Source organism: Flavobacterium johnsoniae (genome assembly GCF_030388325.1).
GTDB classification, from domain to species: Bacteria; Bacteroidota; Bacteroidia; order Flavobacteriales; family Flavobacteriaceae; genus Flavobacterium; species Flavobacterium johnsoniae_C.
The window spans coordinates 3580758-3602228 of record NZ_CP103794.1; the positions used below are offsets into that span (position 1 = coordinate 3580758).

Annotated in this window: 20 protein-coding genes; 7 read left to right on the forward strand and 13 right to left on the reverse strand. The window is 43.8% G+C overall.

Features of this window, described 5'->3' with window-relative positions:
- Window positions 1-45 precede the first annotated feature (45 nt).
- The 3 genes from NYQ10_RS15615 (at window position 46) to NYQ10_RS15625 (ending at window position 1464) form a co-directional block, all read left to right on the forward strand.
- Complete coding sequence (locus NYQ10_RS15615; RefSeq protein WP_073411689.1) at window positions 46-510, forward strand: hypothetical protein; 465 nt, start codon at window positions 46-48, stop codon at window positions 508-510.
- Window positions 511-569: 59 nt separating this feature from the next.
- Window positions 570-959, forward strand: a complete 390-nt coding sequence (locus NYQ10_RS15620) for a hypothetical protein (protein WP_073411687.1) — start codon at window positions 570-572, stop codon at window positions 957-959.
- Window positions 960-1032: 73 nt separating this feature from the next.
- Window positions 1033-1464 carry a DUF1810 domain-containing protein gene (locus NYQ10_RS15625; RefSeq protein ID WP_073411686.1) on the forward strand — a complete coding sequence of 144 codons (432 nt, stop codon included), beginning with the start codon at window positions 1033-1035 and terminating at the stop codon, window positions 1462-1464.
- Window positions 1465-1487: 23 nt separating this feature from the next.
- Here NYQ10_RS15625 and NYQ10_RS15630 read toward each other — a convergent pair whose 3' ends face one another.
- The 4 genes from NYQ10_RS15630 to dinB all read right to left on the reverse strand — a co-directional run bounded on the left by NYQ10_RS15630 (window position 1488) and on the right by dinB (window position 7091).
- Complete coding sequence (locus NYQ10_RS15630; RefSeq protein ID WP_289877185.1) at window positions 1488-1925, reverse strand: hypothetical protein; 438 nt, start codon at window positions 1923-1925, stop codon at window positions 1488-1490.
- An 11-nt stretch (window positions 1926-1936) separates the two neighbouring features.
- Entirely contained in the window at window positions 1937-2560 is a 624-nt protein-coding gene (locus NYQ10_RS15635) for an SOS response-associated peptidase (RefSeq protein WP_289877186.1), read from the reverse strand.
- 292 nt (window positions 2561-2852) lie between these two features.
- The gene (locus tag NYQ10_RS15640) at window positions 2853-5906 is read right to left on the reverse strand and encodes a DNA polymerase III subunit alpha (protein ID WP_289877187.1); all 3054 of its coding nucleotides are present in this window, start codon (window positions 5904-5906) and stop codon (window positions 2853-2855) included.
- A gap of 3 nt (window positions 5907-5909) precedes the next feature.
- Window positions 5910-7091 (reverse strand): DNA polymerase IV, encoded by a 1182-nt coding sequence (gene dinB, locus NYQ10_RS15645; RefSeq protein WP_289877188.1) that lies wholly within the window; start codon window positions 7089-7091, stop codon window positions 5910-5912.
- Window positions 7092-7526: 435 nt separating this feature from the next.
- Between dinB and NYQ10_RS15650 the strand changes: the two genes are divergently transcribed.
- Complete coding sequence (locus tag NYQ10_RS15650; RefSeq protein WP_289877189.1) at window positions 7527-7976, forward strand: response regulator; 450 nt, start codon at window positions 7527-7529, stop codon at window positions 7974-7976.
- A 76-nt stretch (window positions 7977-8052) separates the two neighbouring features.
- Here the strand turns inward: NYQ10_RS15650 and NYQ10_RS15655 are convergent, their stop codons facing one another.
- A complete protein-coding gene (locus NYQ10_RS15655; protein WP_289877190.1) occupies window positions 8053-8346 on the reverse strand; it encodes a DUF6965 family protein in 294 nt (97 codons plus the stop codon).
- A 376-nt stretch (window positions 8347-8722) separates the two neighbouring features.
- Here NYQ10_RS15655 and NYQ10_RS15660 point away from each other — a divergent pair, with 376 nt between their 5' ends.
- The 3 genes from NYQ10_RS15660 (at window position 8723) to NYQ10_RS15670 (ending at window position 11015) form a co-directional block, all read left to right on the forward strand.
- Window positions 8723-10255: a MauE/DoxX family redox-associated membrane protein gene (locus NYQ10_RS15660; protein WP_289877191.1), complete on the forward strand. Its 1533-nt coding sequence runs from the start codon at window positions 8723-8725 to the stop codon at window positions 10253-10255.
- A gap of 86 nt (window positions 10256-10341) precedes the next feature.
- Window positions 10342-10617 (forward strand): hypothetical protein, encoded by a 276-nt coding sequence (locus NYQ10_RS15665; RefSeq protein WP_289877192.1) that lies wholly within the window; start codon window positions 10342-10344, stop codon window positions 10615-10617.
- Window positions 10618-10739: 122 nt separating this feature from the next.
- Complete coding sequence (locus NYQ10_RS15670; protein WP_289877193.1) at window positions 10740-11015, forward strand: hypothetical protein; 276 nt, start codon at window positions 10740-10742, stop codon at window positions 11013-11015.
- Between the two features lie 57 nt (window positions 11016-11072).
- On the opposite strand, the gene NYQ10_RS15675 is transcribed toward NYQ10_RS15670, so the two are convergent.
- The 8 genes from NYQ10_RS15675 to NYQ10_RS15710 all read right to left on the reverse strand — a co-directional run bounded on the left by NYQ10_RS15675 (window position 11073) and on the right by NYQ10_RS15710 (window position 21446).
- The gene (locus tag NYQ10_RS15675; RefSeq protein ID WP_289877194.1) at window positions 11073-13733 is read right to left on the reverse strand and encodes a S9 family peptidase; all 2661 of its coding nucleotides are present in this window, start codon (window positions 13731-13733) and stop codon (window positions 11073-11075) included.
- Window positions 13734-13745: 12 nt separating this feature from the next.
- Window positions 13746-15122 carry a RagB/SusD family nutrient uptake outer membrane protein gene (locus NYQ10_RS15680; RefSeq protein ID WP_289877195.1) on the reverse strand — a complete coding sequence of 459 codons (1377 nt, stop codon included), beginning with the start codon at window positions 15120-15122 and terminating at the stop codon, window positions 13746-13748.
- 10 nt (window positions 15123-15132) lie between these two features.
- The gene (locus NYQ10_RS15685) at window positions 15133-18102 is read right to left on the reverse strand and encodes a SusC/RagA family TonB-linked outer membrane protein (RefSeq protein WP_289881044.1); all 2970 of its coding nucleotides are present in this window, start codon (window positions 18100-18102) and stop codon (window positions 15133-15135) included.
- Entirely contained in the window at window positions 17993-18937 is a 945-nt protein-coding gene (locus NYQ10_RS15690) for a hypothetical protein (protein WP_289877196.1), read from the reverse strand. The genes NYQ10_RS15685 and NYQ10_RS15690 overlap by 110 nt, the downstream gene beginning before the upstream one ends.
- A gap of 22 nt (window positions 18938-18959) precedes the next feature.
- Entirely contained in the window at window positions 18960-19178 is a 219-nt protein-coding gene (locus tag NYQ10_RS15695) for a PRTRC system protein C (protein WP_008463865.1), read from the reverse strand.
- An 11-nt stretch (window positions 19179-19189) separates the two neighbouring features.
- Complete coding sequence (locus NYQ10_RS15700; protein WP_129053310.1) at window positions 19190-19843, reverse strand: PRTRC system protein E; 654 nt, start codon at window positions 19841-19843, stop codon at window positions 19190-19192.
- Between the two features lie 89 nt (window positions 19844-19932).
- Window positions 19933-21006, reverse strand: coding sequence for a DUF932 domain-containing protein (locus NYQ10_RS15705; protein WP_008463869.1), 1074 nt, complete (start codon window positions 21004-21006; stop codon window positions 19933-19935).
- Between the two features lie 47 nt (window positions 21007-21053).
- Window positions 21054-21446, reverse strand: coding sequence for a single-stranded DNA-binding protein (locus NYQ10_RS15710; RefSeq protein ID WP_008463870.1), 393 nt, complete (start codon window positions 21444-21446; stop codon window positions 21054-21056).
- Window positions 21447-21471: the final 25 nt, after the last annotated feature.

Genomic DNA, 21471 nt, shown 5'->3' on the forward strand with positions numbered 1-21471 from the left:
TAAAAAATTAGCTAACTTTAGTCATAACAACTAATACAGTACAGTATGGATATTGATTATCAGGACCGCAATATTTTTGAAACGGATTATATTTTCAGGATACAGACCTTTGAGAAGTATCTGGAAAGCCCCGCCGCATCACAGCATCATTATGCGGAGTATAAGGCCGGACTCATTCCCAACATCTTTTACGCGCATAATATGAAGGATGTGCTGAGCATCTTCAAAGAAGAGTACGATGGCATAAAGTCGGGACTAGAGCGCTATGAAACGGATAACAATAATGATTTCCCAATGCTCAAGTCCTTTGTAAACACGGAAAGGGATCTGCGAAAAATATTGGACAGTGACCAGCTTAGAGACTATACTGAACTGCTGGAACGCTCCTTTGACAGCCAGAAGACCGATGCAAAGGCCGCTGCAGTGAGCAGGTTCTTCCTGCCGACGCCTCTGCTGGAAAACTATATCTATCAGGTGGAGAAGATATTCGGAAAAGGCATTCTGGACTGATCTTCTTTTCTCTGAGACATTCTCCCTAAATACCAATCTGCCATCTTAATTATCGATCTATGGAACTGCATTTTGAGGATTTAGCGGTGACCGTCAGAGCCGGAGAGCTGGATGTGCCGTACGGCTTGAGCGATGAGGCGCTGTTTTTATCGGTGCGCAGCCATCTGGCGGGACTGCTTTGCGGGGGCGCGGAGATTTTCCATTTTGGACCGGCGCCGGACAATACGGCCGACGGGCAGGATGAGCTGCTGGAGAACGGCATCTTCTACCGGATCATCGCATATGAAAAGAATCTTGGCATCGATAGGGAGAGTGCGACGGATGAAATACTGAGTGCCTTCAGTTTCCTGGTCGAAAATTTCGAGCCGCGATGGGCCACAATCTTCGTGGAGGAGGGATCCGCAAAAAGAGAGGTGACAATCGAGCTTCTGTATCAGGAGGTGTTCTGAAAATCGTTCCTCACTGCTCTTCTTTGCGCAAAAGGATCAAGCTGGCCAATTATAAATTTAAAATAGAGGAGCAATGAATACAGAAGACGGCATTGAAAGATTTATCAGGGCGCAGCAGGATGCCTATCCCCGAGCATTGGAAGAAATCAGAAGCGGACGCAAGCAGAGCCACTGGATGTGGTTTGTCTTCCCGCAGATCAGGGGTCTGGGTTTTACGGACTATAATGTATATTTTGGGCTAAAGGACCTGGACGAAGCCAGGGAATATCTTAACGATCCGGTACTGGGGAAACGTCTAGTCGAGATTTCACAGGCGGTCCTGGGACTGAACGGAAAAACCGCGCTGGAGATTTTCGGAAAGCCTGACCAGCGGAAGCTCAGGTCCTGCATGACGCTGTTCAGCAGGATTGCCGATGCGGATCCGGTCTTCGGAAAAGTGCTTCAGAAATACTATGGCGGAATTTTGGATGAGAAAACAATTTCCATTCTCGGGACTCAAAATTAGGCTCTAATGATTCTATCCAAACCTCACAGGTCGACGTAGATAATTTTTACCTTCTCGCGGTGCCCGTCGATCAGGCAATTTATCTCATCGCTCAGCTCCCTGTATTTGGCTGCCGACTCTTCCTTTTCCTGATTCTTTTCCATTTCCAGCCTATTGGTTTTTTCCTCGGGAGTTTCCTTGACCATCTGCCCCAATTCCATTTCGGTGCCTGGCGCGCCATCATTTTCCAGAGCCTCTCTCTGCTGCCGCCTTAAGGCAGCTTTTGCCTCCCTGTGGCAGACGATGATGTAGTCTTTCAGCAGCCCGACACATCTTTGCACATGCTCGCCGAAGCCGCCGTCTTCGTCAAGGAGTTCATGGGGATAAGTGTAATTGATGATCTCCATTCGGGAATGCAGGTCAATTTTAAAGTATTCTATAAAATCTGAGTCTGTGACTCCGTTAAACTTATCGATTTCCATAGCAGTATCTGTTAGATTTGAAAGCCGACCAGATTTCCCTGATAGGGAAAGGCGAAATCCTCGATTTTCACCGACTGGTCCAGCCATGCGGATTCGTCCTGCCGCTTCAGCATAATGGGCATTCTGAGCTTATGGTTATGGATGTACTGCATCAGGCCGTTTGCTTTTGTGGTCACCATGGTGTAGGTGTTTTTAATTTCATCGGTTAGGGGATCCGTCCAGGAGGAATACAGGCCGGCAAACGTAAAGATTTCATCATCCTGCGAGTTGATCTGGTACTTATCCTTGCTTTTTCCCTTCTCATCATTCCAATGCCATTCGTAGTAGGCAGATGCTATTATCAGGCATCGGTTATGGGTGATGTTTTTGAAGGAGGCCTTTTCGTCTATGCTCTCTATCCTTGCATTGAGCGTATTTTTTCTGAATTCTATATCCTTCGCCCATGACGGGAGAAGCCCCCAGGTGTAATCCGTTGTGATCAGGTGCGGAGAGGAATTAAGTATCACAGGGATATTTGGATGGGAGAACCCGTTTATAAAATCCGACTGCAGATAGGTTTCCTCATTGTCGAGTTCCGCATTAAAGCGTCTTTTGAGATCTTCTATTGAGGCATTCTGCTGGGTATAATAACACATAATATTCCGTTTTAAAGGCTGTTTTAAAAATGTCTTATCCTGATACTAATCTGCCCTTTTAAGGGCTTTTGTCTTTTTCATACGGCTTAAGTTTGAATAAACGATCTTATGGAATCTTACCCAATAGACATCAAACGCATCGAAAGGCTTATTAAAGAAAATGAAAAGCGAAAACAAAAGCTTAGAAAAAGAAACAGCAGAAAACTGATGTACGGCATGCTTGTTTTCCTCTTTCTGTTTCTGCTTTTCTATCAAATTTAGTTCATTCTTAGGACATTGCATAACTAAATATTCAAAATTTCATTCTGTGGCGCGGCAGATTGATTTCGTGATCCTGCGGATAAGGCTGGCGGTGGGTGCTGCTGACATCCTGTTTGATATTGTGCTGTGTGGTATACCTTTTTTCCGAGTCCGAATATCTTGGATCAGGGATAAATGGCATTTTCGCCATTCTGGAAATGGTGATCGTAGGGAAATGATAGTCAATTTCCACTGTGCCCAGAAGCAGGTAGCATCCGCCTCCCTGAAAAGGATTATTTACAAGACTGTCCGGGAAATGCGCCGTATCAAAATAGGCTCCCTCATGATCGATCCATGTCCCGAAATACATATTGCCCCTCTTTGTAGGCACCTGTTTTGTCGAGATGAGATAGGCAAGCATGCGAACTTCCTTCTTATGGTATTTTAACAAATCCCGAACCATCACATCCCCTCGGTATCTGGTTTTGAGCAGATCAAAAACGGTGCAGGAAACCGGGAAATTCAGCAGTTCGATTTCATCAAAGGCATCCTCAAAAATCGAGCGCTCCAGAACAGGCAGCTTAAATTCCTTTGCAGGCTGCTCGATGAGCATAAGCCCGCGATTTGCTGGCTTGAAATTATTCATCAAAAGGCTTACCTGCACCAGAAGCTGGTTTTTGGTTTTTCCCGTAAAACGGAAAGCGCCGATAAAAATAAGCGTCTTTACATTCTCAATTCCCATCGGCACCCTGTTTATGAAATCTTCCAGCGATTTGTAGATGCCGTTTCTCTCGCGCTCAGCAGCGATGAACTGCGAGAGTTTGGAATCCAGGCCCTGCAGGTGCATAAAGCCCAGATAGATATCGGTGCCGTAAAGAGCGGTTTCAAATCCGCTTCTGTTCACGCAGGGGGTATGGATGACAGCGCCGGCCATCCGCGCTTCGTGCACATAGATTTCAGTTCTGTAGAACCCTCCCTGATTATTGATTACGGCAACCATAAATTCAATAGGGTAGTGCACCTTCAGATAAAGGCTCTGGTAGCTTTCCACGGCGTAGGATGCGGAGTGCGCCTTGCAGAAAGAATAGCCCGCAAAGGATTCGATCTGGCGGTAGATTTCCTGGCTCAGCGCTTCGGGATGCCCATTTGCGGCCGCTGAAATAAAGAAATCGTCCTTCACTTTCTGGAGCGCCGCTTTAGAGCGTCCCTTGCCCGACATGGCACGCCTTAGTATATCGCCGTCTGCAGCCGACAGCCCGCCGTAATGCAGGGCAATTTTGATCACGTCTTCCTGATACACCATAATGCCGTAGGTTTCTCCTAGCTCCTTTTCAAAGACCGGGTGAAAGTATTCAAATTTTGACGGGTTGTTATGGCGGAATATGTATTCCTTCATCATTCCAGACTGCGCGACTCCAGGACGGATGATCGAAGAGGCAGCAACAAGGGTTTTATAATTATCGCATTTCAGACGGCGCAAAAGCCCCCGCATCGCAGGGCTTTCGATGTAGAAGCATCCTATGGTTCTTCCTTCCGCAAGATAGACGTTTGCGGAGGGTTCGTTTTTTGAGATACTCGTGTCGCGGATATTGATCCGGATTCCTCTGTTCTTCTCAATTATCTTCACGGTATCATCAATATGCCCAATGCCTCTCTGGCTGAGAATGTCAAACTTGTCAAAACCGATATCCTCTGCCGTATGCATGTCAAAGAGCACTATCGGGAATCCTTTCGGGGGCATTTCCAGCGGCGTGTAATTGGTCAGCGGCTCTTCGGAGATCAATATCCCGCAGGAATGCATGCTGCGCATATTGGGATATTTTTCCAGCATCATGCCGTATTCCTGCACCAGTTTGACTATGGAGTTGGTCTGATGGAGCTTCATGGGATTTTTGGCCAGCATGTCCAGCTCGTCTTTTGGAAGTCCGAATACTTTGCCTACCTCGCGGAAAATCGAGCGGTATTTGAACTCTACATTAGTCCCGCAGAAAGCTACATACTCACTGCCGTATCGGTTGGAGATGTATCTCAAGATTACATCCCGCTCTTTCCAGCTCCAGTCGATATCAAAATCGGGAGGGCTCTTGCGGTTTTCATTCAGAAAGCGCTCGAAATACAGGTCAAGCTCCAAAGGGCAGATGTCGGTTATTCCAAGACAGTAGGCAATTATGCTGTTGGCGCCCGAGCCCCTTCCGATATGAAGGAAACCGCAGAAGGTGCTGTAGCGTATGATATCCCAGGTAATGAGGAAGTAGCCGCTGAATTCAAGGTCATTGATGACTTTGAGCTCTTTCTCCACACGCGCTTTTGCTTCTGCATTATGGCTTCCGTATCTCCATACCAGACCTTCTTCGGCCAAAGTGGTCAAAAGGGCAATATCCCCTTTTTTACTTTTGGTATAATGCCTTTTGTTTTTCGGGCTTTCAAAATCATACTTAAAATTACAGCGTTCGATGATGTATCTTGTATTCTGGATTATTTCGGGATAATCTTTATACATGGCGGTAAGTTCCGCTTCAGGAATCATGACATCCGATTTGCTGCACCAGTCATCAGGTTCGAGTTTGGAGAGAAGCTCGTTTAGGTCGACTGCACGAAGAATCCTGTGCAGGTTGTATTCCCTTTTGGTGCGGAATACAACTGGCTGAAGAATAACCATCTCAGCTCGTCGTTTTCTCCACTGTGAGACTACAAGTTTTTGCAGCTGGTCGGGACGGATGCCTATGTATTCATTATGCCGAAGCTCTTCGGGCACATTTTCTAAAGGATAAATGATGAAAACATCCGAGAAGAACGGTGCGGTTTCTGGCAACGGTTTCTTTTCAAAGTTATGCTCGGTCAGAAAGCGGTTCATCTGGGCGAGCCCCACGGCATTCTGCGCAAGGCCGATATAGCGCAATTTATGGCTGCAGCGGAATTCTATGCCGACAAGCGGTTTTATGCCTAGAGCCTGGCAGCCTTTTATAAAATCATAAATGCCCGTAACGGTATTGATATCGGTCAGGGCTGCCGCCGTGACACCGCAATCCGCTGCCTGCCTGATCAGATCATCCAGCGGTATGGTGCCGTAGCGCAGGGAATGGAATGAGTGGCAGTTGAGAAACATGATTTATTTTTTTCGTTTTAAAATTTCGTCTTTATTGTTGGGCTTGAAAGATGCGCCTGCGCATCTCATCACGGCATCAAAGCCGTAGCGGTTCTTCATTCGGTCCATGGCCTGATACAGGGCAAGCATCTCCTCGGTGTCATTGAACAGGTCGATCTGGTAGGTTCCCCTGACCAGTCCGCTGAATCGCACACCGATAAGGCGGAGCCTCATGCGGCGCTGGTAGAGCCTGTTGAAGAGATCCACCACCGTCTGGTTCAGGATATGGTCGGCCGAGGTATACTGCACACGGGACTGCTTGGTTTCGGTATCAAAATTGGCGTACCTGATCTTGACGGTCACAGTCGAGGCGAGCCACTCTTCGGCGCGCAGCTCGTAGGCCAGCTTTTCAACCATTCCCTGCAGGATCCTGCTGAGTTTCAATATATCAATGGTATCCTGGGAGAAGGTGTGCTCGGTGGAAATGGACTTTCTTTCCGTGTATGGCTCCACAGGCGTGTTGTCGATGCCGTTGGCTTTCTTCCAGAGTTCTGTTCCGTTTTTTCCGATCATCTGCTGCAGGGACTCGGCTGGCATTTCGGAGAGCGTGCGGATGGTGCGGATGCCGATTCTCGAAAGGAGCTCAAAGGTTTTCTGTCCGACCATCGGAATTTTTCTAATGGAGAGCGGGTTCAGGAAGGACTGCACCAGATGCTCCGGGATTTCAAGGTTCTGCTTCTGCTTGCCTTCGCCCGTGCCGATTTTCGATACGGTCTTGTTGACCGAAAGGGCAAAGGTGAGGGGCAGGCCCGTTTCCTTTGTGATTCGCTGCGCCAGCTCATCTGTCCATTTGTAGCTTCCGTAGAAACGGTCCATGCCGGTGATGTCGAGATAGAACTCGTCGATGCTGGCCTTTTCCACCACGGGCGCCTTTTCCTGGATGATTTCGGTGATGTCATGGGAGAGCCTCGAGTAGAGCTCCATGTCGCCCTTCATGATTTTGGCCTGAGGGCAGAGCTTCATGGCCATGTGTATGGGCATGGCCGAACGCACGCCGAATTTACGGGCTTCGTAGGAGCAGGACGCCACAACGCCCCTGTCCCCGCCGCCTATGATCAGCGGAATGCCGTTAAGTTCTGAATTGGAAAGCCTTTCGCACGATACGAAAAAGGTGTTCATGTCGATATGCACAATTGCCCTGCTCATGGTCTGTTCATTTTTATACAGACCAAAATTAGTACAGATAATAACATTTTGTAAAAGTTATTATGTTACAAATAGCAACAATTTTAAAAAAGCCTTATTTTTCAGCAGGTATTCATAAAAGAAAAAAGAAGCCGGAAAGGCTTTATTCAGAATTTACGGCATAGGGAATTCTGAAAAGAATGCTGTTTTTATTTTTAAAAAGGATTAAATGAATTTTAAAAAAAAATGTTATAAAGTGTTATTGTTTCTATAATTTTCAATCTTTTGCTTCAATTGCTGAAAATTATGCAGGTAAATTCCGTATATTTAAGGTCTGTTAACCGCTAAACGGATATAATTCGATTATTTATCGATCTTCAATTCTTACTTATCTGATATGTATTTTTTGCAGATTCTTAGATTCTTGTCTTCTGCAGCAGCATAAAGCATGAGGCCATGTCGCAAATATATAATTCCAAAAAGATTATCTATCTGGCAGATGATGATGAGGACGACAGGCTGCTGTTTCTCGATGCCGTTCAGGAGCTCAGCCTTCCGGTGACTGTCAATACAGCCGAAGACGGGCAGCAGCTTCTGAGTGCTCTTAATAAGGCCGCCGGGAGCCTGCCTGAAATCATTTTTCTGGACATCAACATGCCTGTCAAAAACGGTTTTGAATGCCTTGAGGAAATACGGCGGGGAACGCTGCCGTTGAGCGGCGTAAAAGTGATTATGCTTTCCACGAGCAGCAATGCTGAAAACATAAAGCGCTCCTATGATCTGGGAGCCGATTATTATGCCGTCAAGCCCAGCACATTCAAGGCCCTTAAAGATCTTCTGCAGAGCATAATGGAAATGGACTGGAGCATTGCGGGAAGAAACAAGGCAGAATTCCTTCTGGTTTGAGACGGCGTCCATCATAAAAAAGTACAGCCCTGCAGTGTGAACTGCAGGGCTGTTATTTTATAAATGAAAGCCGGTTTTAAACATCGGCTTCTTCTGAAAGCGATTGATCAGAGGCATCTTCCTGCATATTTTCCGCAGCTGCTTCCCGTGCCGAAGCCTGCGGTGCGGGAGTCTTTTTCATTAGGATATAAAAATCCCTGAGATGCCACCATGCCGGACAGCGGTCCACAGGTCCGCTGAAGTTTCTGATGGTGCTGTAGCAGCTCCTGAGAAAAACCTGCGTATCGGTAATATTTGCCCATTCCGTCAGTCTTACTTCCTTGGGCGGGGGATTGCTTTCAAAATAGCGTTTTATTTCTTCGTGGTTCATTCCGCAAATTTAGGCAAAATGCCCCGCACTTACAAGGGAAGAACGGGAGCATAGCATTTGATTTGCTTCGGATTCATCCGCTTTTCCAGCAACGTTTTGAAGACCAACAGCATGCAGCTTGCTAAAAATCTGCCCACTTTTTGGGTATCGAGAATATTTCTTTAAGCCCTCAGCGAATAGGAAGATAATTGCTTATAGGAAAAATAGACCGTTTTTTATAAATAATGGATGAATTTTCATAATAATCACTCAATGCAATTGATCTAATTTGGCACTTTGAAATTGTGCTATAATTCAAATGATTTTTTAACAAGTGGAAAATATTATCTACTGACTATTGGCAAAGATGATAATCCTACACCTTAAAATTAAACCAATGAAAATACCGGAATCATTTAAAAAAGTGATACTTGAAGTAATCTGCCTGTTATATATACTTCTATTTGTTTATGCTTCAGTAAGCAAAATGATAGATTTTGAAAACTTCCAAATCCAGCTCGGGCAATCACCGCTAATAAGTGCATTTGCTGGCTTGGCAGCACCAAGTGTACTGTTTCTTGAGCTTTTAACAGCTCTGTTGCTTATGGTACCCAAATTAAGAATGGCAGCATTATTTCTAGCACTGGGCATGATGAGCTTATTTACTACCTATATTATAATTATTTTAAATTATAGTTCTTTTATACCTTGTTCATGCGGAGGCATTTTAGAAAAAATGAGCTGGCGAAGCCATCTCATCTTCAATATTGCATTTGTGTTACTGGCAATGACAGCTATTTTGCTGCACCATAATATAGAAAAGCCATATCATTCAAGAAAAAAAAGCTATTTAATTTTGGTGAAAATGATTTCCACAATTATCTGTACTACCGCCATTATAATAATTCTATTTCGACGCTCAGAGAGTATTATGCACTTTGAAAATCCTTTTATAAGACGTTATCCTCAACATCCAGCAGCGTTTGAAAACCAGCTGGACTTAAAATATAATTCCTACTACTTTGCTGGGGAGTCAGGAGGCAGAATCTATCTGGGTAACTATACCGCTCCCTTAAATATTAAGTCAGCAGATCAAGGACTGAAAAGTCTGAAAGCGGAGAGAATTACTTTTAGGACTAACGAAATTCCATTTAAGAAACCAATTGTATCTGTACAGGGATTTTACTTTTTTCTAAAAGAGGGATCCGTACCTGCAGTCTACCGGGGAAAAACTTCGGACTGGAAAATCAATTATAATTTAAAAGGAATACCCTATTTCACACAGTCGGTTCAAATCGACAGTACAACTACTGGATTCAGATCCAATAATGGAGAAAATCTAGGGAACATTTTAGGAGTCTTTAACCAATACTCTAGACCTTCAATTAAATATAATGGACGTCTACTCCAGAGACAGATCGATGGAGTTTTTGACACTGATGGAATATTGCTCTACAGTGAAAAGATACAACGGTTGGTATATGTCTACTTTTATAGAAATGAGTTTATTATAGCAAATAATAGCGGACATCTCGTAAGGAGAGGCAATACGATCGATACTGTTTCAAAAGCGAAGATAGGAGTGGCCTATCTTAAAGGAAATAAGGAGCGTACTATGAATGCCCCGCCGTTAATTGTAAACGCTAACGCCGCAGTATATGATAATCTACTTTTTATACATTCTAGAATCAAGGGAAAGTTTGAGGATAACAAACTGTGGGAGCAGGCGTCAATAATAGATGTTTACGATATCTCAAAAAATATATACCTGATGAGTTTCCCAATCTATAATTTAGAGGATAATAAGATGAGAAGCTTTTATATAACGAAAGAAAATTGCTTTGCTCTGATTGGAAATAGTATTGTAGTTTATAAATTCCGGGATATATTGAAAAAAGAGTTTAAAAATAATGGTTTTGTAAAAAAATGATATTAAAAATATACTGGCCAGTATCAGGAAACAGATCGAAAACCTGTAGAAAAAAGTAGATCAGAGTTTAATTTAATATTTATATTATGAAAACGCTATTATTTAAAAATGGAATTGCAGCAGCAACAGTTGTCGTTGCAATTACAGGAGCCTTTGCGTCCTCGATGCAGAGCAGTTCAAAAAGTTTGGCCCCTAGAGTCGGCTACACGCTGAATGCTAAGGACGATTGCAATATCCAAGTGGCTTGTGACGATAATCCGACACCATTTGTCTGCCGACTAAATGGTACCTCAGGACCACAGGCCTACGGTAAGAATGCACAAGGACAATGTGTTGAAATACTATATCGTCCGATGCAGTGAAAATTGAGTAATTAGCTTTACCGCTCCAGTGATATGGAGCGGTATTGTTAAATATAAAATCTGATTTTTTTAAGTAAACGAAGAGGCATATTTTGTATGCTGTCCAATGATAATAAACAATTATGAAGAGAATTATTCTTAAAAACCGTTTATCTATTCTAGCCGTAATCCTTGCAGCGTCCAGCGCGTTTGCCAATTCGTTCAAGCCGCAGCTTGAAAAACGTCGAGGTCCTGCTGTGGGTTACACTTTGAATGCTCAGCAACAATGTGATATTGCAGTCGCTTGTGATGATAATCCCAGTCCATTTATCTGCCGTTTAGGCGGAACAACCGGACCAATAGCCTATGGAAAGAATGCGCAGGGGCAATGTGTAATAACGCTCTGGCGTCCATTTTAAAAGCTTATTTAAAGATAAGCCGTTCAGACACATGAACGGCTTTGTTTATTGTATGAATTAATTCATAGCATTGTCTATCCAACCTGAGATTTTTTCTTCTTTTAGAAAATAGTCAAACCATTGCAAAACTCTGTGTGTCAAATCCTCCTGATTGGAAGGTATAGCCAATCCATGACCTTCATTAGGATACAGCAGCATTACATTTTTTTTACCAAGACGACGCAGGGCCATATGATATTCGACGGTCTGCTGCCAGTCAACCTGCGTATCTGCCCTCCCGCTCCATGTGAGAAGCGGAATCTTTAGACTGTTAATATAGGCGACTGGCGAGTTTCGATTATAAACATCGGGATAATTAAATGGATCCTTATTATTCATATTCCACTGATCACCTTGGAAGCGCCATATATCGGGCCTGCCTGTTTTCCAGTTTACAGTTAAATAAAAGCGGCCTAAATCTGTAATTGCCCCGCTGACTACAGCTGTTTTAAAGAGGCTGGATCGGTTTGCAATGAACGCAGACTCATAACCGCCGAAAGAATGGCCCATTAGGCCAACACCTTCGGGATTGACAATGTTCATGGAGAGTATTTTTTTTACACCTGATTCGGCGCAGTCCAATGAGGATAGCCCTTGATTTTCATCCTCAATGATGATATCAGGAAGAAAGAAAAAGTAGCCTTTAGAGGTAAAAACTGCCGGATTAAATCCTGTTTCATTCTTTAAGGTAGGAATGGAATATAAATGCAGATTTTTTGACTGGTTTTCATAAACATGGACAATCATAGGATATTTTTTTGTGGGGTCATATAAAGCCGGATAATATAAAACACCTTTGAGTTTCTGATGCTTTGAATTCTCAAAAGTTACGAGTTCGTTATTTCCCCAGTGATAATTACTATGCTGCGCATTGCTCTGGAAAATTGTACTTTGCCGCAGATCTTCCTGCTGAATGACCAGCCCAGGCGGAAGAGAAAATTTTTGAATCCTGTATAGAAACTTTTTGCCGGAAAATGAATATTTGAGCTGGTCAATATATGCATCCTCATAAACGATTGGTTTTTCGCCGATATTTTCTTTCCATAGAAAAAATCCTGTTTTTTCATCAGCACCTCTGGCATTTAAAATAATCTCTTTAGTTAGGTCATAGACTTCATGGTTCAAGCTTCCATATGTACTATTAAGTAGGGCACTGCCTGGATCACAACCAAAGCGAAACTTTATTTCTTTTTCCCTTCCGTGGGTAAGTCTTCTCGCTTTAGAACCGTCAAATCTTACAGCCCAGATATCAAATTGGTCATAGAGAAGTATTTCTGTATTACTGCTGCTCCATCCAGCTTGTCCAAATGCACTGTTGGAAACCAAAGTATGTACTTTGCCATTGAAAACTGTTTGTAAATTTTGAGTTAGGTTAGTATGCAGGTCTTTGATAATATTATAAGTCCACCAGTTGCCGTCTTTAAAATAAGCAAGATAACGTCCGTCAGGAGATGCTGTTAAATATTCATAATAAGATGAAAACCTGCTCAGTATTTTCTTTCGCTGCATCGTGGCAAGGTTAAGCAGATAATAATCTCGCGGTGCATAAAGAGTAAATTGTGGCTCATACTGCAGTTTATTGGACAGAATCGCATACTTTTGGTTTCCCGTGAAAAAAACTTCAGGAAGTTCATCTGTGCTTACCTCAATAGGTCTTCCTTTATTCGGTTCCCACATCATAATTTTGAGAGTTTCACTGGGAATTTCACCGATATATGCGTACGAATATACTAACTTATCATTTGTGTTCCAGACTTCAGGCTGCGAATAAGATTTAGAAAGTTTGTCAGATTTTCTTTTCCTGATATGGAAAAAGACACGCTGGAGGTCTTCTGAAATTAAAATTTTATCTGGAGGTGAAGAAACAATTTCTGCGCCCTCAGGAAGTCCCTGCGGAACTCCACTATTAAATTCAAATAATCTTTTCAGGTCATTGCGGTACATAAATATTGAATTTATTTTCCTATCTGGCGACAACGAGTAAAAAGCGACTGCTCTGCCATGTGGATCCCATGAAAATTCCGTAAAATGATTTGAACCGGAAGCGATTTGTTTTTCGGACTTATCTTTTAAATTGATCAGTATCAATTTGCAACTGCCGCTGCTGCAAGTGCTGACGATTAGCCATTTATTTTTAGGACAAAGAGAGAACTGTGTGGCATGTTCTACTGATTTAATTATTCTTCCATCAGGACTTTGAATAAGTAGCGACTTTTCTTTTCCAGCGTTAGCTTTTAGTAATATAATAAGATTGTATTGCTCGTTATATTGATAGGAAGAAACATTCGAAATACTTTTCTGCTGCCCATTACTCAAATCAATAAAGCTAAGGCTGTCTTTTGTCTGGGCGTAAAAGTATTGATCTGAAGTAATGCAGGAGTTATATCCCATCGGAATATTAAATGTTTTTCCCGTGTCAGTTATGTTTCTGATAAATAACGTATCACGATTGTTTTCATATTGTAAGGAATAACTAGTCCATCTTCCATCAGAAGAAAATTTATCAATGAAAGTTTCCGCCCAGAGGCGGTAATCTTTCTCCTCTAGCTCTTTTTTCTGCAATGCCTGCCCATTTAAAGGGCAGGTTTCCAATTGCAAAACAAATAAAAAAAATAAATATATAAGACAATCCTTTAATTGAACTTCTTTAAGGGAGAACCGTTTATTTTTTGATGCCATATTGTATTTTATTTAGTAACCAGGATTTTGGGGTTGAAGATTTGGATTGGTGATTAATTCAGTTTGAGGTATAGGGAACAATTTGTCTTCTGAATTCCATCCTGCTTTTACTGGTTTGAGAGTTTTATCAAGCACTTCAAGACGTTTCAGATCAAAAAAGCGATGGCCAAGCTCGGTAAAATACTCCCATCTTCTCTCCTGCAGTATTGCATTTGCGATTTCATCTGCGGTCACTGCAGCTGTTTTGTCTAATCCAGCGCGTATCCTGATTTGGTTCAAATCTTCTTTTGATCCAGTTAAATTTCCTTGGCGCGCCCTGGCTTCTGCGCGGATGAGATACTGCTCGGCTAATCGGAACAATACAGAATATTCCTTGGATTGCGCCGTATTATCCCGTTCCTTATATTTGAAGGGATGATACCAAATTGAAGTACCATTTGAAACAGCTTTGATCCAATGAGATTTGCGCAGGTCATTTGCGGCAAAGGAATCAAAGAGCGAAGGGCTGAGAGAGGCTGCTGTTGGAGGGGTGCTTATAAAAATAAAGGATGACCCTTCCTTTGTGTTCTGCCCCGCAAATGCCGGCTGAAGCTGCCAGATAGTTTCTTTCGAGCTGACAAGAAAAGTGCGGTCTATATCCTGTTCCAATGAAAACAAATTATTTTCATTTAAAACTGCTGAGGCTTCATTAGAGGCTTCAGCATATCGATTGCTGTACAGATAAACTCTTGAGAGCAGTGCATGACAAACCCACTTGTTGGGACGGATTCTTTCCACAGTACTGTATGAAGTTGGCAGCAGGAGGACGGCACTGTTCAGATCAGAAAGAATATGCTCATAAACTTTCTGCATATCTATACGCGAGACCTTACTGTTTTTTCTGTAATCGGTATCAGTGATGTAGGGAATAGAACCAAAAAGATTTGTGAGATAAAAGTGCACCAATGCCCTGATAAAGAGTGCTTCCCCTTTAAGCTGTTTTTTATTTTCAGGGGAAAGATTCTGGCTCTTTTCTACTCCTTCTATAAGCGCATTTGAGGCATAGATCTGATTATAAGAAGTATTCCAGTAGTCCTGGACTGCCGTTGTGGAAGGAAGCAGTCTATTGCCATAAAATAAAGAGCCGGAGCTTGAAGCATTTTCATATGAAACTGTTTCATCGGCGTAGTTCCCAAGCTGGAGCGATAAACCTGTAAAGGAGCCTGTCAGCATGCCTGTGTCACGTATTTTGGCATAAATATTAGCTAAGGCTGCTGCAGCCGTTGCTTGATCTTCGAATACCTCTGAAGTTGAAAGCTGTGATTTAGGAAGACCAGTTTCAACAAAAGAGTCGCATGCTAGGAGCTGCCATAAAACTACAGCAACTGTTAAGACTGTTATTTTTTTCATTTTCTGATAGTTAAAATGTTAGTTGTATGCCTGCGCTGAGTACTTTAAGCGGCGGTAGAAATCCCGCACCTCCGAATTCCGGATCCCCGTCTTTGAATTTTGTGAATGTCAGTAAATTTTGTCCCTGAAGCATGATTTTTAGGCCTGTCTGTTTAAGTGCCAGCGGAACATCGAATGACAAGGCTATATTTTTAAGACGGATATAAGACCCGTCCGTCACAGTAGCATCGCTGAGGGAGTAATAATAATCAGCCATCAATGCTTCATAATTGGATCCAGTTGTTGCAATCTGGTACGATGCATTATCCCCGGGCTGCGTCCATGTTGCGCTCATATCCCGCAACTGATTAGACATCATTCCAGCAGGTCCCATCGGATAGATTCTGCTTTTTTGTTTTACAAACTGCAAGAGAAAGTCTAAATTCCATCTTTTATAGTTAATTTGGTTTTGAAGCCCCCCATAAAATGCAGGGTTAAGATTCAGGGCAGTCTGCCTATCATCCGGAAAAGAGATTGTATTGTCTTTGTTAGTGTCCTCAAATCGGTAAACACCCGTCTGTGGATCTACGCCTTTGTAATGATACAACAGCTCGATGTTTAGCGGCATACCTATTCGATACTTCTGGCTGTATGTTGAACCTTCTAGATTAGGAAAACGTAACAAGGTGTTTTTAGCAAAAGTTATGTTGAAATTTGTAGACCATTTAAATTTGGAATCATTAAAATTTACCGCCCTTAATGTGAGTTCAAGACCTTTGTTTTCTATCTGCGCATCTAGGTTTGTCTGTATAACCTGAAATCCCGTTGTGCCTGGCAATGGAAGACCGACCAGCTGATTTGAAGAGCGATTCCGGTACCAGGAAACAGTTGTGAAAATCCTATCCTTTAAAAATCCAAGCTCTAATGCGAATTCCAGTTTTTTATTAATTTCCCATCCAAAATCTGGATTGTAAAGTCTTGAGGGCTGTAATCCAGTTAAGCCTCCATAATTTATTCCAGATGTGGTATAGGTGTTAAGAAACTGATAGTCACCGATCTTGTCATTTCCTGTCGTTCCGTAGCTGCAACGGATTTTACCAAAACTTAGCCAATAGCTTTCAGTTAAAAAGTTTTCTTTTGAGAAAATCCATGCTGCACCAGCAGCTCCAAAAGAAGCGAACTGGTTTCCTGGCCCAAATCTGCTTGAACCGTCCCGTCGTCCTGTCAGATTAAGAATATAACGCTGCTGCAGGTTGTAATTGACTCTGGCGAAAAAAGCTTGATATTTATATTGATCCTGGTCGTTGCTGTAAATAGTTATGTTTTTTGCTGCTGCAAGGTTGTAAATTAAGCTGTTGGAGGCGAATCCGCTAGCAGTCTGATACAGGATATCGTTTGTCTGGCTCTGGAAAGTACCGCCGACCAGCACGTCAAATTTTCCATTAGCTATTGCCATGCTGTAATTGATCTGAGGTTCTATTATCCAAGATTTACGGTCCGTATCGTAGAGATAGATCGCAGAACGTGCACTGGTGACATTATTGGCCGGGTTAAAAATGGTGGAAGGCCGGGTTCTAGTTTCGGAACTGCCTAGATTGGTAAAACCAAAGCTGCTTTTAATGGTAAGATCTTTTAGGATTTCATATGAAAGCGTGCTATTAGCTATTAGATTATTTGTTTTTGAACGGAATTGTGCATTAAGATTTCTAAGCGGATTCTCCCAAGTACCGTTTTCCCAGTTAAGGCTTCCATCAGGTTTATATAGAGCAGGGGCATTAGGAGGGAGATATCTAGCATCAAAACTCAGGTCAAAGGAAGGCAGGTTATTATTCTGGCTGTTGTAGCCTCCTGTAAAACTAATGCGGAATCTTCCGTCTTCTGACTTATGGTTTAAATTAAGCTGCAGTCCGCCCGTCTTATAACGAAAGTCTCCGGGATATACAGTACTTTGCTGATGCCAGTTACCGTTGAACATAAACTGCGTCTGCTCTGATCCTCCCGATACAGTGCCTTGAAGGTCATTCATCTGTGCTGTACCTCCAAGAAGCTCCTTCTGCCAATCAGTATATCTTTTCTGATCCCAAGTTCCGTTTATGTCGTAATCCCAGTCATTAAATTCAGAAAGTCCATCGTTTTTAAAAGCCTGTCTTCGCATTGCCAGATACTGCTCTGTGTTCATCAGGTCAGGAAATATTGTAATTGTCCCTGCACCCGTCGAGCTATTAATGGTGAAAGATGTCTTTCCTTTTTTCCCTTTTTTGGTGGTAATGAGAACAACTCCATTTGCGCCCCTTGAACCATATATTGAGGTTGCATCTGCATCTTTGAGGACTTCAATGCTTTCGATCGAATCTGGGCTAATGCTATTAAGCGGACTGGAAACTGTCGGGAAAGGACTAGAGGTTTGCGCATGTCCGATTGGATCCGAAGAATACGGAACACCATCAATAATGTACAACGGTGCATTGGCATCGGACCGAAGGCTGTTCTGTCCTCTGATTTTAATATCAAATCCACCGCCAGGAGCACCTGTAGTCTGGGTGATGCTGACACCAGCCATCCTTCCCTGCATTGTGGCCAAAACATTTGTGACTGGCTGGGTATCGATATCTTTAGATGTAATTCGAGCAATGCTTCCAGTACGTTCGCTTTCTTGTACAGAGTAATATCCGGCATTAACTTTGACTTCCTGCAGAGTGGTGGCGTCAACCTGAAGTACAATATTAATTTTTGACCGGCTATTAATGGGTATGTAAGCGGTTTTGAATCCTAAATAAGATAATACTAAGGTATCTTGGGCAGATGCAGAAATACTAAAATGGCCGTTGTAGTCAGAAATCGCGGCAGTCATGGAATCTGCCTTTAATGAGATGGTAACGCCGGGCAGGGGACTAGAGCCATCGGAGACAGTTCCCTGTATCTGATGCTGTTGGATTAAAGAGGTGCTGCGCCGCAGACTGTTTTTGGCAAATGAAGGGGAGAAAGAGATTAGAAAGCCTATGCGCTTTTTGGGCAACCGACAGGCATTCCCAGTCGAATGCATCACGGCATTTGAAGCTGCGCAGGCGCTGTCCAAATAGCCTCAGGCTGATTGGATTGTATATTTTTTTTTCGATAAAGTCCCCTATAATCTCCGCCCTGTCGAACTCATGCAAAAAGCGTTCTCTCTGTTCGCCTTCGTCGTCCTGCTCCGTCCATTCCCTGTGCATTTCATACATCCAGTACAGGTAGCTGTCCTGCTGTCTGTAGTAGGGGACTTCCGCAATATGGTACAGATAGGAAAAGAGGCTTAAAAGCAGTTTGGCATTTCTTTTGTACCACGCATCGTGGCTCATCCAATACAGCGGTTCGACGGGTATGTAATACAGGGTCGTCCCTGTATCGCAGGTTTCCTCGCTTTCAAGATAGGTTTCAGCACCGTCCTGTATCAGACTGATTTCGGGGCAGTCCGCGTACTGTTTTTTCAGCATCCGCTCCGCATCCCACAGCGACAGCGCTAAATTGTACGGATATTCAAAGCAGTCGGTCTGCATGGGGGTGATGCCGTAATGCGCTGTCAGATGCGAAAGGGATTTGTAGAACTGCGGCTGCATTCTTTTGTGTTCCCTACGGGGCTGTACGGTTTTGCACTGCTCCAGTTTGGGCAGGAATGATATTCTCAGAAAATTATCGGAAGCATTCCGACAGGGACTGATTTTGCTCTGTCTTTCTGAATTTCCCCCGCGTCTTTGGGTCTGTGCATCCAAGCCATGAAATTTCCCAGCTGGTCGTGCAGCTGTCTTTGTCTTTTCTGCCGCGGCAGGCTTATTGTGCCTGCTATCGTTTTTTTTCTGCATGGTTCATTGCCTTTAAATTAGGTTATCCTTTTGTTCCCATTACGGTTTCGAATCTGTATTCCACCGCATCGTCCCTGATGACTGGCGCTGAAATTTTGGAGGTCGTCAGGATAGGGTATGTCGGGGCGTAGAAATTCAGCACCGCCTCGACGCTCCATCTAGGTTCGGGGTCGCTCAGCCTTATCTGCTGACCCTTTTCAATGATTATGAAAACCCGCTGTAGGTGTGTTGCTAGTAACATATCGCTGCATTTTAATATTCATATTCCTCTTGGTCTTCTTCTTCCTCTTCATATTCCTGCTCCTCAAAGGACATTTCCTCATCGGGCTGAATCTCTGCATGTTCGGGATAGAGCGCCTCTTTGGGCGGTTCGGGCTTTTCCTGTTCTGAACCGAAAAGGCTCGGAGCGGAGAACCTGTCCGACAGGGATGTTCTCTTTCTGCGTATTTCGTCGGCTCTGTCGGGAAATTCCGCCGCTTCGGGAACTTTCATCCAAGCCTCACGGAATCTGCCCTGTTTTTCCAGTTCTTCAGCCTTTGTCATGGCATCGCTGAATCTTTTGTCTTTGGCTTCGTGCTGCTTTTTCTGCGCATCGGCTTTCTGTTTCTCCTTTGCCGACTGCATTTTCACCTGTTCCAGCTGTTTCATGAAAGATTCCATGTCTGCCATCAGTCCCGATGCGCTCTGCATCGGGGCGGTAATGGTGTGAAAGAAACCGCTGTCGAGTTCCTCTGCTGTTCCTCTCAGGTTGAGCGGGGGTATGATGTTTTTGGCATTGTCCCCGCAGGCTTCGTTTTTAAGCATGACCGATACGACAAGGATGCCTTCGGTCGATTTTGCGATGGTCAGGTGCAGATCCCCTGAAATGTCCATCTGTCTTATCTGATTGAAAAAATTGCTGTTCATAGCTGTAGATTTTAATGTCTGTTTTTTATCGGCTTCACATACTGAGAAGCTGTAAGACGGCCGCTTTGAAGGCAGCCGCCCGTCTTTTTTTAATTCAGCATCAGCGCCTTATTGCCGTCCACGGCAAAAGAGGTGCAGAGTTCGAAGGCTTTCTGCGATTTCAGCTGTGCCGTTCCTCCCATCACGATGGACTGCAGTTTTGCTTCATCGTCCTTGTAGGTGCGCACGTTCTGATAATATCCTGTCACGGCATTGTATGCGCCATAAAGCGTTCCTTTTGTGGTTTCCATCTGTTGGGTGTCGCTTGCCATGGCATAGGCAAAAGCATCTTCCACGGTGTTTCTGAAAATGGCGGACACTGCATCATCTGCGCCAGTTTTAAGCATTTCCAGAGTTTCCCTGTTCGGGCATAATGCCAGCTGAATCAACTTTTTGACCTCTGTATCCGTAACTTTTACTTTAGCCCAATGGTTGAAGATGTCCTCCAGCTGACTGCTGAGCGTGTTTGCCAGTCCCATGACCTTGTGCGCATCATCAAGGCGCTGTTTTGCTCCCGAAGTGTGTCGGATGCGCACCACGTTGCTCATGCTGCGGAGCGAGGCGTTAAGTGTGTTTTGGCATACGATTCGGATGGGAGTGAAGGCTGCTGTAATGCTTCCGCTTCCATCGTGGGAGGTGGTCAGGAAAATATATTTTTCAGTCACATCATCCCCGCTGCCGACCCTGATGTAGTCGGGAAGCTTGGCTGTAATGAAGATGCGTTCCCCGTTCCCTAACGCCCCTGCGGTTTCATACAGGATGCCTTCGCCGCCGCCGACTATGGCGTCAAAAAAGCTGAACGCCTCACGGTTCTGTACTATATGGTAGTCTTTCCCCACTACGCCCAAAACCGTATTGCTGTCGGTGCGGATGGTCGAGAAATAATCGGGAACGTGCAGTTCTGCGCCTGCCGTCACAGTACCGTCCTGCATTTCCTCCTTTGCCAAGGCTTTGGTGTATAAAGGCGTTTTGGCGACCTCGTAATCCAATTGGGCGTGCCTGATGGCTTCTGCGCTTGTCGGATAGTCCTGCACCGTTTTTCCGAGATTGTGCCATGCTTTCTGCTTTACGCTGAAAAATGAATAATTTCCTGTGCTGCTGTTGTAATTGATATTGTGTGCCATGATAATTGTTTTAAAGTTGAAACTTGATATTAATTCCTATGTGAGCCTTAAAACGGCAGGTCTTCCTCAGGTTCCTGCACAGCAGGTCTGCTGCTTTTGTTCTGTGTTGCCGTAACTTCGCCCTGTTCCTTTTTTACGCCTCCGTGCAGCTTAATCTGCGAGGTATTGAAGTTCAGTCCCGCATGCAGTTCCCCGTCGCTTCCTTTCCATGCTCTTGCGCTTACCCTGCCTGACAGTTCCACAAGAGTTCCCTTTCTCAGTATTTCCGCTACTTTCGGGCTAATCCAGTAGGCGCAGTCGAAGTAAGTGGTCTGTTCCACTCGCTCGCCCTCCTTGCTTCTGTAGCTATCGTTTGTCGCTATTGAAAAATTCACGACCTGTCTGTTTCCTGACAAGGTGCGTACCTCTGCGTCTTTTGTTACTCTTCCGATGATGTTCATGATTTCTGATTTTTAAGGATTAATT

Excerpts from the sequence above, each read along its gene's own strand:
- NYQ10_RS15635 (WP_289877186.1), bottom strand. The coding sequence starts at position 2,560 with ATGTGTTATTATACCCAGCAGAATGCCTCAATAGAAGATCTCAAAAGA.
- NYQ10_RS15665 (WP_289877192.1), top strand. The coding sequence starts at position 10,342 with ATGAAAACGCTATTATTTAAAAATGGAATTGCAGCAGCAACAGTTGTC.
- NYQ10_RS15615 (WP_073411689.1), top strand. The coding sequence starts at position 46 with ATGGATATTGATTATCAGGACCGCAATATTTTTGAAACGGATTATATT.
- NYQ10_RS15700 (WP_129053310.1), bottom strand. The coding sequence starts at position 19,843 with ATGAACAGCAATTTTTTCAATCAGATAAGACAGATGGACATTTCAGGG.
- NYQ10_RS15710 (WP_008463870.1), bottom strand. The coding sequence starts at position 21,446 with ATGAACATCATCGGAAGAGTAACAAAAGACGCAGAGGTACGCACCTTG.
- NYQ10_RS15680 (WP_289877195.1), bottom strand. The coding sequence starts at position 15,122 with ATGAAAAAAATAACAGTCTTAACAGTTGCTGTAGTTTTATGGCAGCTC.
- dinB (WP_289877188.1), bottom strand. The coding sequence starts at position 7,091 with ATGAGCAGGGCAATTGTGCATATCGACATGAACACCTTTTTCGTATCG.
- NYQ10_RS15705 (WP_008463869.1), bottom strand. The coding sequence starts at position 21,006 with ATGGCACACAATATCAATTACAACAGCAGCACAGGAAATTATTCATTT.
- NYQ10_RS15660 (WP_289877191.1), top strand. The coding sequence starts at position 8,723 with ATGAAAATACCGGAATCATTTAAAAAAGTGATACTTGAAGTAATCTGC.
- NYQ10_RS15655 (WP_289877190.1), bottom strand. The coding sequence starts at position 8,346 with ATGAACCACGAAGAAATAAAACGCTATTTTGAAAGCAATCCCCCGCCC.
- NYQ10_RS15675 (WP_289877194.1), bottom strand. The coding sequence starts at position 13,733 with ATGGCATCAAAAAATAAACGGTTCTCCCTTAAAGAAGTTCAATTAAAG.
- NYQ10_RS15650 (WP_289877189.1), top strand. The coding sequence starts at position 7,527 with ATGTCGCAAATATATAATTCCAAAAAGATTATCTATCTGGCAGATGAT.
- NYQ10_RS15640 (WP_289877187.1), bottom strand. The coding sequence starts at position 5,906 with ATGTTTCTCAACTGCCACTCATTCCATTCCCTGCGCTACGGCACCATA.
- NYQ10_RS15630 (WP_289877185.1), bottom strand. The coding sequence starts at position 1,925 with ATGGAAATCGATAAGTTTAACGGAGTCACAGACTCAGATTTTATAGAA.
- NYQ10_RS15670 (WP_289877193.1), top strand. The coding sequence starts at position 10,740 with ATGAAGAGAATTATTCTTAAAAACCGTTTATCTATTCTAGCCGTAATC.
- NYQ10_RS15695 (WP_008463865.1), bottom strand. The coding sequence starts at position 19,178 with ATGTTACTAGCAACACACCTACAGCGGGTTTTCATAATCATTGAAAAG.
- NYQ10_RS15620 (WP_073411687.1), top strand. The coding sequence starts at position 570 with ATGGAACTGCATTTTGAGGATTTAGCGGTGACCGTCAGAGCCGGAGAG.
- NYQ10_RS15625 (WP_073411686.1), top strand. The coding sequence starts at position 1,033 with ATGAATACAGAAGACGGCATTGAAAGATTTATCAGGGCGCAGCAGGAT.
- NYQ10_RS15690 (WP_289877196.1), bottom strand. The coding sequence starts at position 18,937 with ATGCAGAAAAAAAACGATAGCAGGCACAATAAGCCTGCCGCGGCAGAA.